Raw genomic sequence first — 12,358 nt, 5'->3', positions numbered from 1 at the left:
GCCGAGGCGGAAAAAGGCCTTACCGGTTGTTGACCCAGACGCCGCGTCCCTCGGGCTCTTCATAGTCCGGCGCTGTGGGGCTGGGCGTGTAAAGCACTAAGTAATCTCCCGCTTCCGGTGAGTCGTGCGTGAAACACACGTCGCCGCTGGCGGTGCCTCCCGAGGCGATTTTTCCGGTTCGCAGCAAACTGTCGCTGCCGTAATGGCTGCTGTAGTCAATCACTCCCGTGGGCGTCTGGAGATTCCAGTCGAAAGAGTCGAATTCGGCCGTGGCGCCTGAATTATTCTCCATTGTGACGCTTGCACAAAGGGTCGGGTAAGAGCCGGGAGAGGAGTCGCCCTCACTCAGCGCGGTGGCGGTGATTGTCACGCCGTCCAGCTCCAGGGACTCACCGCCCTGCGCCACCACATCGCTGGCTTCCGCGCCGGGATAGGCCGGCGATGCCTGGGGGTCCGGCTTCGACTCTTCCGACGCTTCCTGCCGCGCTGAACTGCCCTCTGCAGGATCGGAAACGGAATCCGCTCCAGCATCACCATTGGTGAGCAGGAAAACGATGGTGAGAACAAGGACCGCCTCAACGATGAGGCGCAGATATTTAAGCCACGCCCGGCCGGCCTTTTTCACCGGTTCACCCCGCTTGTAAGGGTCAAAGTTGGCTTCAGGCGTTTTCATGTGATCCAACGTGGACATCGTGTTCCCGCTTTAGTCTCTGGCCGTAAGTTTTTGGGGCATTTACCCCGCGGGAATATACCGTAGTTTTCGTTGTCTGACGATTTTTCGGCCCACGCACGATGCCGGCAACCCGCGGCTCCGGCGCCAGGCGCGCGTTGGCCGATCCGGGAGCCGCGACACTCCGCGTCACATTTTTCTCAACTGCCCCACGTATGGTTAGGCATCCCTTACTCTTAGGGAGTTAGGCGACCCTAAAACCAGTGCGATGCCCCCGGCGCGCTTCGGTGATCCGCCGGGTTGCTCCCCACTTTGACGAAGGAATACCACCTTGCGCCTTACACGAATCACCGCCGTTTGTGCAGCAGCGTTGCTCACCACCGGCCTGGCAGCCTGCTCCTCCACGGAGGCCAGCGGCGACGAAGCCACTGCCGCCGCCTTTGCACCGATCACCATCGAGCATGCCCTGGGCACCACCACCATCGAAACCAAGCCCGAGCGCGTGGCCACGGTCAACTGGGCCAACCACGAAGTGCCGCTGGCCCTGGGCATCGTCCCGGTGGGCATGGCAGCCGCGAACTTCGGCGACGACGACGGCGACGGCATCCTGCCGTGGGTCGAGGAGAAGCTTGAGGAACTCGGCGGCGAAGCGCCGGTGCTCTTCGACGAGAACGACGGCATCGACTTCGAAGCCGTTGCCGAAACGAAGCCCGACGTCATCCTCGCCGCTTATTCCGGCCTGACCCAGGAGGACTACGACACCCTGAGCGAAATCGCTCCCGTTGTCGCCTATCCGGAAACCGCGTGGGGCACGTCCTGGCGCGAAATGATCGAGATGAACGCCGAAGGCCTCGGCATGGAGCAGGAAGCCAAGGACCTGATCGCCGGCCTCGAAACCGAAATGTCCGACGCCGCCGCCAAGTACCCGGCGCTCGAGGGCAAGAACGCCATGTTCCTGACCCACGTTGACCCCACCGACCTCAGCGAGGTCAGCTTCTACACCACGCACGACACCCGCACCATGTTCTTCGAGGACCTGGGCATGGACGTGGCCGACAGCGTCAAGACCGCCTCCGACGCCACCGACAAGTTCTCCCTGACGCAGAGCGCCGAGCAGGCCGACGCGTTCAGCGACGTCGACATCATCGTCACCTACGGCGGCGAAGAACTCGTCACCGCGCTGGAAGGCGATCCGCTGCTCTCGCAGATGCCTGCCGTCGCCAAAGGCGCCATCGTCAGCCTGCCGGGCGACAAGCCGCTGGGCACCGCCGCGAACCCGACACCGCTGGCCATCTCCTGGGTCCTGGACGACTACCTGTCCCTGATCTCCGACGCAGCCACCAAAGCGAAGTGACACAGCACCACCCAGTGACACCGAATAATCCAGTGACACCGCATCACACCGCAGCCCCGGCACCCGCCGGGGCTTCGGCCGAAGAAGCCCCGGGAACCGCCGCAGTGGACGACACCACTGCAAGGCGGCGCCCGGGGCGTCTTCGTGCGCTCTGGCTCCTGATTTCCCTGGCCGTGCTCGCCGCCCTGATGCTGGCCTCGGTCACCGTCGGAGCGCGCGACGTCGGCTGGAACGACATTCTGGCCGCCCTGGGCGGCTCCGCCGAGGGCTTTGACGAGGCAGCGGTCGCCAAGCGGATTCCGCGCACCCTGCTCGCCGTCGTCGCCGGTGCCGCACTGGGCATCTCCGGCGCCGTGATGCAGGGCGTGACCCGCAATCCGCTGGCCGACCCCGGCATCCTCGGCATCAACATGGGAGCCTCGCTCGCCATCGTCGCGGGCATGGCGTTCTTCGGCCTGGCCGCCGGCTCCAGCTATATCTGGCTTGCCATTGCCGGCGCCGCACTCACCGCCGGCTTCGTCTACACCGTCGGCTCGCTGGGCCGCGGCGCGGCGACCCCGCTGAAGCTCGCGCTGGCCGGCGCCGCCACCTCCGCCGCGCTGGCGTCCTTCGTCAGCGCCATCGTGCTGCCGCGCAACGACCTGGCCGGGGGAGTGCGCTCCTGGCAGATCGGCGGCGTGGGCGGCGGCTCGTACGAAAGCATCGGGCAGATCCTGCCCTTCCTGCTGGTCGGCTTCGGCATCTGCCTGCTCTCCGCCCGCGGCCTGAACTCGCTGGCCCTCGGCGACGAACTCGCCGCCGGACTGGGCGAACGCGTGGCCCTGGCCCGCGGCTCCGCCTCGCTCGGCGCCGTCATCCTCTGCGGCGCGTCCACCGCCGTCACCGGACCCATCGCCTTCGTCGGCCTGGTGGTGCCGCATGCCTGCCGCCTGCTGGTCGGCGTCGACCACCGCTGGCTCCTGCCCTTTTCCGCCGTCGCCGGCGCCGCCCTGGTGACCGCCGCCGATGTCCTCGGCCGGATCATCGCCCGGCCGGCGGAGATCGACGTCGGCATCATCACCGCGCTGATCGGCGCCCCATTCTTCATCTACATCGTCCGCCGACAGAAGGTGCGTGCCCTGTGAGCACTGGACTGTCCTCCACAGCATCCGTTGGAAAGAAGACGACGACGGCGGCCGGCGCCGGCGCCGAAACCACCCGCGCCGCCGTCGCCCGCGTCCGCCATGGCGCCACCCGCCGCTACCGGCTGGTGGTGACCCTGCTGGCCGTGGGCATCGTGGCCGTCTTCGCGCTGAGCCTGATGGCCGGGCGCACCTTCTACGCCCCGGCGGACGTAATCAACGTGATCCTCGGGCACGACGTGCCCGGCGCCTCCTTCGCCGTCGGCCGGCTGCGGCTGCCGCGCGCGGTGCTCGCCGTGCTGACCGGCGCCTGCTTCGGCCTGGCCGGCGTCGCGTTCCAGACCATGCTGCGCAATCCGCTGGCCAGCCCGGACATCATCGGCATCAGCTCCGGCGCCGGCGCGGGCGCTGCGTTCGCCATTGTCGGGCTGGGGCTGGGCGGCGCCGCGGTGTCCACGTTCGCCATCGTCTCCGGGCTGGTGGTGGCGCTGGCCGTCTACGCGCTGTCCTATAAGAGGGGAGTGGCCGACACCCGGCTGATCCTGGTGGGCATCGGCATCGCCGCGATGCTGGACTCGGTCACCGCGTATGTGCTGAACCAGGCGCCGGAATGGGAGCTGCAGGAGGCGATGCGCTGGCTGACCGGCAGCCTCAACGGTGCGTCCTGGAACCAGGTGCTGCCGGTGCTCGCCGCGATGCTGGTGCTGACGCCGGTGCTGCTGGGCCAGTCGAAGAACCTGGCCGTGACCCGGCTGGGCGACGACGCCGCGTCAGCGCTCGGCGTGCGCGTGGGGCTGACCCGGATTGTGGTGATCGTGGCCGCCGTCGGACTCATTTCCTTCGCCACCGCGGCCGCCGGACCGATTGCCTTTGTCGCGTTCCTCTCCGGTCCGATCGCCGCCCGCCTGGTCGGCCCCGGCCCGTCGCTGCTGGTGCCGGCCGGACTGGTGGGCGCGCTGCTGGTGCTCGTCGCCGACTTCTGCGGCCAGTACGCGTTCGGGTCCCGGATGCCGGTGGGTATCATCACCGGCGTGCTCGGCGCCCCGTTCCTCGTTTACCTCATTGTCCGCGTCAACCGCGCAGGAGCCTCGCTGTGACCGCCTCCCATTCCCTGAACATCGAAAACCTCACGCTGGGCTACGGCGACCGCACGGTCATCGACTCCCTGGACCTGGTGGTGCCGGCGGGCAAGGTCACCGCGATCATCGGCGCCAACGCCTGCGGCAAGTCCACGCTGCTGCGCTCGATGTCGCGGCTGCTCGCTCCGCGCGCCGGACACGTGCTGCTCGACGGCAAGGCGGTGCACTCGATTCCCGCCAAGCAGCTGGCCCGCACGCTCGGGCTGCTGCCGCAGTCACCGATCGCGCCCGAAGGCATCACGGTCGCCGACCTGGTGGGCCGCGGCCGGCATCCGCACCAGGGCATCTTCTCGCGCTGGAGCACCGACGACGACGCCGCCGTCGCCGCAGCGCTCGACGCCACCGCCACCGCCGAGCTGGCGGACCGGGCCGTGGACGAACTCTCCGGCGGGCAGCGGCAGCGGGTCTGGATCGCCATGGCACTGGCGCAGCAGACCGACCTGCTGCTGCTGGACGAGCCGACCACCTTCCTGGACGTCAGCCACCAGATCGAGGTGCTGGACCTGCTCACCGACCTGAACCGCTCCCGCGGCACCACCATCGTCATGGTGCTGCACGACCTGAACCTGGCCGCCCGGTACGCGGATTATCTGGTGGCCGTCGCCGACGGGAAGCTGCACGCCGCCGGCCGTCCGGAGGACGTGCTGACCGAGGAGACCGTGCGGACCGTGTTCGGGATGGAGAACATGGTGATCACGGATCCCTCCTCCGGCAAGCCGCTGATGCTGCCGCTGGGCCGGCACCATGTGCTCACCGAATCTGCATCCGCGGAGGCAGCTGCATCCGCGGAGCCTGCGCGCCGCTAGCCTGCATCCGCGGAGCCTGCGCGCCGCTAGGATCGCAGGGACGCCGCAGCCCCAGCCGGCCTCTCGCAAAGGAGCGTACGTATGTCCGTGTCAGGTGTTTCCACCCTTGCCGAATCCAGTGCCCTCGCGGAAGCCGCGCTGAACAGGGCACGGCAGCTCGGCGTCAACATAAGCGTCAGCATTGCCGACTCCTCCGGACATGAGCTCCTGACCGTCCGGGGGGATGGCGCCTCGTGGTTTACGCCCGGAGTGGCCCGCGCCAAGGCCCGGACGGCTGCGGCCATGAAGAAAGACACCGCCGCCCTCGCTGACCTGGATTCACGGTTCCCCGGCCTGATTCCGCTGATTGCCGAACAGCTTTCGTTTCAGCCCACCGTTTTGCCGGGCGGCGTGATCGACCCGGCCGCCGAGCCGCTGTGGGCAGTGGGCGTCAGCGGGGCACTGCCGGAGCAGGACGAGGAATGCGCACAGGCTGCTCTGGCCGCGCTGGTCCGGTAACGGCGGGTAACGGCAGGGGAGCCAGACGGCGGCCCAGTAGAATCGTCTGATGCCGAAAACCACGCAGATCCCTGCACCCAGCACGCCCAGCACGTCCGCCGCGGCCTCCGCGGCGTCGACCCGGCTGGCGCGCATCGTCACCGAAACCTCCGCCCCGGCCGTCCTGGTGGGCATCCTCCTGCTGCTGCAGCCGCTGCTCAGCCCCGGAGTTATCTGGGGGCAGGGCATCGTGGCAGCGCTCTTTACCGTGGGACTGCCCTTTGCCGGAATCCTGTGGCTGAAGCGGCGGGGATCCGTCACCGACCACCATGTGGGGGTGCGGACCCAGCGGGCTCCGATCCTGGCCGCCTCGGCGGTGTCGCTGGGCATAGGTGCACTGATCCTGCTTCTCCTGGACGCACCGGCTGCCCTCTTCGGCGAAATTGGCGGGGTGTTCATTGGCATGATGCTGTGCCTGGCGGCGAATCTGGTCTGGAAGCTGTCGGTGCATTCAGCGGTGGCCGCCTACGTCGGGCTGTCCCTGTTGGCGCCGATACCCGCGTTCGGCGCGGCCCTGGTCCTGCTGCTGGCATCGGTGACGGGATGGTCCCGGGTCAAGCTCGGGGACCACACACCCACCCAGGTCCTGGCCGGGCACGCGGCCGGATGCCTGGCCTTCGCCGCCGCGATGCTGCTGCCGTGATGCGAGTGAAGACCGTGATGCGAGTTAAGACAACGGAGAGCAGGCCTGGCACACGGTTGCCGGCGTCGGGCTGGGTCTCCCGGCTCCTGCCGCCGGCCCTGGTGCTGGCCGCCGTGGTGGTAACCGCCGGGATCACCGCCGGGCTGGGTCCGGCGGGGGTGACCGTCCTGCTGGCGGGCATCGTCGGGGTTCCGGGGCTGGTCTACAAGGGAACCAAGCCGCTGTTCCGGCGCCGCGGCCTTCCCGACAGCCTGCGGGTCAGTATCGTGGCTGTCCTGATGCTTGTCGGCGTCGTTGTCAGTTACCTGCTTCCCGTGGCGCCGCCGGTTCCGGAGACCGTGGCAGCGTTTCTGATCGGCAACGTGGGGCTGGTGTTCTTCCGCCGCTGGCTCGACGTTTCGGCCCATGTGTCGGTGCTGACGTTCGCCGTGCTGTGGGTGGTGGAACTGTTCGGGGGCGCCTGTGGATGGCTGCTGGTCCTGCCGCCGCTGATGATGCTCAGCCGGGTGACCCTTCGCCAACACACCTGGTGGGAGGCCGTGTCCGGCGCAGCACTCGGGCTGGTTACCTTCTGCTGTTTTCTCGGACTTACCTGACACCGGGGACTGCCGGAACGGCAGCGACTATCTAACTGGGGCCCGGTTTGGGACGCATCGCTCTTCCGAGCGGTTTCGCTGCGCACAGGTTCCCACCGTTCGTGAACTTCTGGGGCGGGTGGGACCACAAGAGGCAACACCTGTCACAGAGGGTGGGAACGCGTGCGGCGACGCTCGACGTGCGCGTGCGCCGACGTCGTCGGTCGCGTGCCGCCGGGTCCAAGTAGCGCACCACCGCGCGTTTACAACGTAAACAAAAGCGCTAATATACGAGAGTGAATACCAAAACTTTTCCTCACCTGATGGCCCCGGGACGCATCGGTTCAATGGAAACGCACAACCGGATCGTCCTGCCCGCGATGGACATGAACGTCTCCGCGCACGGCGAGATTGAACAGCCCGAGATCGATCACTATGTGGCCCGCGCCGCCGGCGGCGCCGGGCTGATCATTACCGGTGCCTGCGCCATTGATTTCCCCTACGGCGCGGCGTCGATGAAGGAGCCGGGCCTGTCGGAAGACAAGTTCATTCCGGGCCTCAAGGCGCTCGCCGACGCGGTGCACGCGGCCGGCAGCAAGATCTGCATCCAGTCCACGCACCACGGCAAGGTAGCCCGCGTCGACACCGCCAATGACCGGCCGGTGCTGGCCCCCAACCAGCCGGACTACAAGTACGACATGTCGGCGCTGGCCGACAGCACTCCGGCCGAGCTGCGCAAGATGGGCGCCGCCACCGCCGGCAAGCAGGTTGTCTACCACGACATGACGGCCGCGGACATTTCCGCGCTGATCTCCACCTGGGCCGACGCCGCCGAACGCGTCGCCAAGGCCGACTGCGACGCGATCGAAATCCACGTTGCGCACGGCTACATCCTTGGGGTGTTCCTGAACCAGCGCGACAACAAGCGCACCGACGAGTACGGCGGCCCGCTGACCAACCGCGCCCGGCTGGCGTGCGACGTCATCCGCGCCGTGCGGGAACGCGTCGGCGAGAAGCTGGCCATTCTGGTCCGGATTTCCGGCGAAGAGTACGGGCAGGAAGGCGGCCTCACCCTGGAGGAAGCCATCGAGGCCTCGAAGCTGTTTGAGCAGGCCGGCGCCGACGCCATCCACGTCACCGGATGGGGCCGCAACCCGTTCGACAACTTCACCGACGGCCCGCTGCCCAACAAGGTCGGCGCCTACCTGAAGAACGCCGCCGAGATCAAGAAGCACGTCACGGTGCCGGTCATCGCCGTCGGCCGGATGCTGCCGGAAATCGCCGAAAAGGCGCTGGCCGCGGGAGACATCGACTTCGCCGCCATGGGACGCCAGCTGCTGGCCGACCCGGAGCTGCCGAACAAGATCCGCGACGGCAACTTCGACCAGGTCCGCCCCTGCATCAACTGCTACCTGTGCGTGGCGGAAAATTTCTTCGACGACACCCCCTTCTGCGCGGTCAACCCGGCCCTCGGCAACGAGGCGCTGCTGCCGCTCAAGCCCGCCTCCTCGACCAAGCACGTGGTGGTTGTCGGTGCCGGCCCGGCCGGCCTGGAGAGCGCCCGGGTACTGACCGAACGCGGCCACCGGGTCACCGTGCTGGACAAGTCGGACCGCCTCGGCGGCACCATGTGGTTCTCCACCATGACCACCCCGGACAACGAACGCCTGCTGAAGTGGTTCAAGTCCGAGATCAAGCGCCTGCGCATCGCGGTCAAGCTCAACACTCCGGCCACCGTGGAATCCATCCGCGCACTGAACCCGGACCAGGTAATCGTCGCCACCGGTGCCGTCCGGCCCAAGCCCGACTTCCCCGGCGGCGACCTGCCGAACGTGCAGACCGGCGACACGCTGCGGGCCATGATGCTCGGCACCGCGACCGCCGAGGAGGCCGGCCCGGTGCTGAGCACCCTGGGCAAGCTCGGCCGCCTCTCCGGCGTCACCAAGAGCCCGGAATTCGTCCGCCAGTTCACCAAAGCCTGGCTGCCGATGGGCAAGGATGTGGTGGTGATCGGCGGATCCCTGGTTGGCCTGGAGCTCTCCGAGTTCCTCGCCGAGCGCGGACGCAAGGTGACGCTGCTGCACGAGACGCAGCAGCTCGGCCTGCCGCTGGCTATGCCGCGCCGCTGGACCGCGGTGCGCGACGCCAAGGCGCACGGCGTGCAGATCCACCGCAACGTTTCGGTCACCCGCATCACCGAGAAGACCGTGGAATGGACCGAGGGGGAGGGCGAGAGCCAGCAGAGCTTCTCCGCACCCGCCTCCATGGTGGTCTACGCCGACGGCACGACGGCGGCCGCACCCCTGGCGGACGAGCTGCGGGCCGCGGGCTTCGACGTCGACGTCGTCGGTGACGCCGGTGAGGTCAACTACATCCACGGCGCCATCCACTCCTCGTGGAAGGTGACCACCGAGGTCTAGGCGAGTTCCGCAGACAGAAGGGCTGGGCGCTTTCGTTCTTGTCGAACGAGGCGCCCAGCCTTCTGTCTAACTGGGGATTACCGCTCAATGCCTGCCCGGTTCCGGATTCCCGGGGCGTGCCTACAGATCGTTGATCCACGCACCCCTGTCTGAGAAGAAGGAGAAGATGGGTTCGTAAAGGACAACAAATTGTCCGGTTTGAGCAGCATCATTGTCGAAGCAGACGTCTCCGGTGGCAGTTCCTCCTGGCGCCACCTCGCCGCTGGACAACGAGTTGTCAGTTCCCAGTGCTGTCGAATTCCGAATAGTCCCCGACGGCGACTGCAGCTTCCAATCAAAGATGTTGAAATCGATAGTTTCATCTGAATTGTTCTGAAGAGTTGCCGTTGTGCACAAGGTCGGCCTCAACGTCGAATCGCCGTCAGTCAGCGGTGTAGAGGTGACGGTGACGTCGCCCAGAGCCAGGGCTTCACCTGCCAGCCCGACAGCATCGCTGTCTTCTGCTCCCGGGAAGGCAGGTGCCTCGGACGTCTGTCCCTGACCGGAAGTTGGGGTGGGAGTGGCGGTGGAGGTATCCGCAGGGGCGGGGGTTGGGGAGACCGTGGCGGGAGCGGTGGCCGGGGACAAAGGAGTGTCCACTTCCTCGTCCACTGCGTTGAACAGTGCGCTCCATAAAACAGTGGCAAGTATAGCTGCGACCAGCGCCACTGCGGAGACAACCACGGCAGCAACGGACAGGCCCTGGGCGGAACCCCTTCGGCGGACCATAACCAGCGAAGCGATGGAGAGCCCCAGACCCACCAAGGCCAAGAGCAGCGACAGGAAGTTAATGAGCGGGAGCCAAAACAGCACCAGTGCAATGATTCCCAGGATCAGGCCTGCCAGCGCGAGGCCCTTGCCATCGTTGGATTGCGGTCCTTGCGGCGGAGACGGATATCCCTGCCCATAGTCGTGAAACGGATCATTCGGCTGCGTTCCCATAATTGCCTCGCAGGGGTTCGGGCGCCGCAGGAGCAAACATCAGTCCCTGAACAGCTGTGGGGGCGGTTATCCGGTCGTTCAACAGTAGGAGCGTCCGCGGGCGCGGACAAGGTCTCGTGTTCGTCCGCCGCGTGCTGGCAGCACCTTCGCGGACCCGCACCGACGCAGGCGACCCCCGGATAGACCTGACCACCAGGTGCGTTGCGGAGGTAAAGGGTGCAGGCCGCGGCCATCCGCATCAGCACCCCGATGTTGGCAGAGAGCCGGAACGCAGATACGTGAGGGTTTCCAGGATCCGGTCACGGGCGTCCAGGACCGGGGCACGCAAGCGGGCCTCGCCGTCGGTTCGCTGGTGGGTCTTGAGCTCGCCGAGTTCCTCGCCGAGCGCGGCCGCAACGTGACGCTGCTGCACGAGACGCAGCAGCGTGAAGATCCACCGCAACGTCAAGATCACCCGCATCACGGAGACCGTCGAATGGGCCGAGTGGGAACCGCAATCCAACGACGCTAAGGCCCTCGCTCTGGCAGGCCTGATCCTGGGAATCGTTGCACTGGTGCTGTTTTGGATCCCGCTCGTTAATTACGTGTCGCTGCTCTTGGCCTTGGTCGTGGGGCTCTCCATAGCTTCACCAGCTTCACCAGCTTCGCAGGGACGGAGGCGAGCTGGCAGACGCAGTGACTACCCGTCTCAGCCCGTGCAAGCATCGCAGCGAGCGAAGCTAAACCTCCACTGAGGAAAACCCGCCGGCGGCCCGTATGGCGGGAGGTCACGGACATTGAGGTCACGAGCGGCAGCCCGACGCCGGCCGCGGGCTAGCTGCCGTAACGAACGGTTTCCCGCTGCTGCCCGGCGTCCCGGCCGTCCTAGACTGGCGTCACACCGAGCCAGAAAGCAGCCATGAAACGCCGAATTCCCCAGTACTCCGAGCTCCGCAACCTCGTGCAGTTCAAGCCCTTTGACGTCGACCGCCGGCGGGCGCGGCTGGCGAAGGCCACCAATGTGTGGGAACTGCGGGACATTGCCAAGCGGCGGATTCCCGCTGCGGCCTTCGATTATGTGGACGGCGGGTCGTTCGGCGAGCAGACGCTGCGCCGGAACCGGGCGGCGTTCGACGACGTCGAATTCGTGCCGAACGTGCTGCGCGATGTCACAAGCGTGGACCTGAGCACCAAGATCGCCGGCACCGAAGCGGCGATGCCGGTGGGCATCGCCCCCACGGGCCTGACCCGGCTGATGCACTCCGAGGGCGAGGTGGGGGGAGCGCAGGCAGCGGCAGCGTTCGGCATTCCGTTTTCGCTGTCCACCATGGGCACGGCATCGATCGAGGAACTCACCGAGACCGTGCCCGACGCCGCCAAATGGTTCCAGCTCTACCTCTGGAAGGACCGCGGCCGGTCCCGGGAACTGGTGAGCCGTGCAGCGGCCGCCGGGTACGGCGCGCTGATCGTCACCGTGGACACCCCGGTGGCCGGCGCCCGGCTCCGCGACACCCGCAACGGCATGACCATGCCGCCCACCCTGACGCCGAAGACCGTCCTGGACGCCTCCTACCGGCCGGAGTGGTGGTTCAACTTCCTGACCACCAAACCGCTGGGGTTCGCGAACTTCGAGGGGGAGCGGGTGTCCCTGGCCGAGACCGTGAACACCATGTTTGAACCATCCCTGAACATGGAGGACCTGGGCTGGCTGCGCGAAACCTGGCCGGGCAAACTCATCGTCAAGGGCATCCAGAACCCGGCCGACGCCGTCGAGGTCTTCGCCCGCGGCGCCGACGCGATTGTGGTCTCCAACCACGGCGGCCGGCAGCTGGACCGGGCTCCCGTGCCGCTGCGGATCCTGCCCGCCGTCCGCGTCGCCGTCGGGCCCGATGCCGAGATCATCCTGGATTCGGGCATCATGTCCGGCGGCGACATTGTGGCCGCCATCGCCGCGGGCGCCGACTTCACCCTGATCGGCCGCGCCTATTTGTACGGGCTGATGGCCGGCGGGCGGCAGGGCGCGGAGCGGACTCTGGAGCTGCTGCGCACCGAGATGACGACCGTGATGCAGCTGCTCGGCGTCACCAGCCTTGCGGAGCTGACGCCGGAGCACGTGCGGCGGGTTTAGGCTCA

General features: G+C 67.2%; 12 protein-coding genes. 9 read left to right on the top strand and 3 right to left on the bottom strand.

What is annotated here, in order from left to right:
* Positions 1-19: 19 nt before the first annotated feature.
* Positions 20-691 carry a hypothetical protein gene (locus QNO00_RS13820; protein WP_284024917.1) on the bottom strand — a complete coding sequence of 224 codons (672 nt, stop codon included), beginning with the start codon at positions 689-691 and terminating at the stop codon, positions 20-22.
* Between the two features lie 310 nt (positions 692-1,001).
* Between QNO00_RS13820 and QNO00_RS13815 the strand changes: the two genes are divergently transcribed.
* From QNO00_RS13815 to QNO00_RS13780, 8 genes are all read left to right on the top strand, one after another.
* On the top strand, positions 1,002-2,024 hold the full coding sequence (locus QNO00_RS13815; protein ID WP_284024916.1) for an iron-siderophore ABC transporter substrate-binding protein: 1,023 nt from the start codon (positions 1,002-1,004) through the stop codon (positions 2,022-2,024).
* A 32-nt stretch (positions 2,025-2,056) separates the two neighbouring features.
* Positions 2,057-3,148, top strand: a complete 1,092-nt coding sequence (locus QNO00_RS13810; protein WP_284024915.1) for a FecCD family ABC transporter permease — start codon at positions 2,057-2,059, stop codon at positions 3,146-3,148.
* Positions 3,145-4,242, top strand: coding sequence for a FecCD family ABC transporter permease (locus tag QNO00_RS13805; protein WP_284024914.1), 1,098 nt, complete (start codon positions 3,145-3,147; stop codon positions 4,240-4,242). Before QNO00_RS13810 ends, QNO00_RS13805 begins: the two co-directional genes overlap by 4 nt.
* Entirely contained in the window at positions 4,239-5,090 is an 852-nt protein-coding gene (locus tag QNO00_RS13800) for an ABC transporter ATP-binding protein (protein WP_284024913.1), read from the top strand. The genes QNO00_RS13805 and QNO00_RS13800 overlap by 4 nt, the downstream gene beginning before the upstream one ends.
* An 81-nt stretch (positions 5,091-5,171) precedes the next feature.
* A complete protein-coding gene (locus tag QNO00_RS13795; RefSeq protein ID WP_284024912.1) occupies positions 5,172-5,588 on the top strand; it encodes a GlcG/HbpS family heme-binding protein in 417 nt (138 codons plus the stop codon).
* A gap of 49 nt (positions 5,589-5,637) precedes the next feature.
* Positions 5,638-6,270 (top strand): phosphatase PAP2 family protein, encoded by a 633-nt coding sequence (locus QNO00_RS13790; protein ID WP_284024911.1) that lies wholly within the window; start codon positions 5,638-5,640, stop codon positions 6,268-6,270.
* A gap of 17 nt (positions 6,271-6,287) precedes the next feature.
* A complete protein-coding gene (locus QNO00_RS13785; RefSeq protein ID WP_284024910.1) occupies positions 6,288-6,866 on the top strand; it encodes a hypothetical protein in 579 nt (192 codons plus the stop codon).
* Positions 6,867-7,141: 275 nt separating this feature from the next.
* On the top strand, positions 7,142-9,265 hold the full coding sequence (locus QNO00_RS13780) for an FAD-dependent oxidoreductase (RefSeq protein WP_284024909.1): 2,124 nt from the start codon (positions 7,142-7,144) through the stop codon (positions 9,263-9,265).
* A 120-nt stretch (positions 9,266-9,385) separates the two neighbouring features.
* Here the strand turns inward: QNO00_RS13780 and QNO00_RS13775 are convergent, their stop codons facing one another.
* Positions 9,386-10,246, bottom strand: coding sequence for a DUF4190 domain-containing protein (locus QNO00_RS13775; RefSeq protein ID WP_284024908.1), 861 nt, complete (start codon positions 10,244-10,246; stop codon positions 9,386-9,388).
* Positions 10,247-10,484: 238 nt separating this feature from the next.
* The gene (locus QNO00_RS13770) at positions 10,485-10,700 is read right to left on the bottom strand and encodes a hypothetical protein (RefSeq protein ID WP_284024907.1); all 216 of its coding nucleotides are present in this window, start codon (positions 10,698-10,700) and stop codon (positions 10,485-10,487) included.
* Positions 10,701-11,144: 444 nt separating this feature from the next.
* Here QNO00_RS13770 and QNO00_RS13765 point away from each other — a divergent pair, with 444 nt between their 5' ends.
* Complete coding sequence (locus QNO00_RS13765; protein ID WP_284024906.1) at positions 11,145-12,353, top strand: alpha-hydroxy acid oxidase; 1,209 nt, start codon at positions 11,145-11,147, stop codon at positions 12,351-12,353.
* The last annotated feature ends 5 nt before the right edge of the window (positions 12,354-12,358 follow it).

Origin of the sequence: Arthrobacter sp. zg-Y1219 (assembly GCF_030125545.1) — a bacterium.
Taxonomy (GTDB): Bacteria; Actinomycetota; Actinomycetes; order Actinomycetales; family Micrococcaceae; genus Arthrobacter_B.
The sequence above is the reverse complement of the archived record's forward strand: the minus strand, read 5'-3'. Positions and strand labels throughout refer to the sequence as shown.

Coding starts and splice junctions, on each gene's coding strand:
- QNO00_RS13820 (WP_284024917.1), bottom strand. CDS start 691: ATGTCCACGTTGGATCACATGAAAACGCCTGAAGCCAACTTTGACCCT.
- QNO00_RS13795 (WP_284024912.1), top strand. CDS start 5,172: ATGTCCGTGTCAGGTGTTTCCACCCTTGCCGAATCCAGTGCCCTCGCG.
- QNO00_RS13790 (WP_284024911.1), top strand. CDS start 5,638: ATGCCGAAAACCACGCAGATCCCTGCACCCAGCACGCCCAGCACGTCC.
- QNO00_RS13785 (WP_284024910.1), top strand. CDS start 6,288: ATGCGAGTTAAGACAACGGAGAGCAGGCCTGGCACACGGTTGCCGGCG.
- QNO00_RS13775 (WP_284024908.1), bottom strand. CDS start 10,246: ATGGGAACGCAGCCGAATGATCCGTTTCACGACTATGGGCAGGGATAT.
- QNO00_RS13765 (WP_284024906.1), top strand. CDS start 11,145: ATGAAACGCCGAATTCCCCAGTACTCCGAGCTCCGCAACCTCGTGCAG.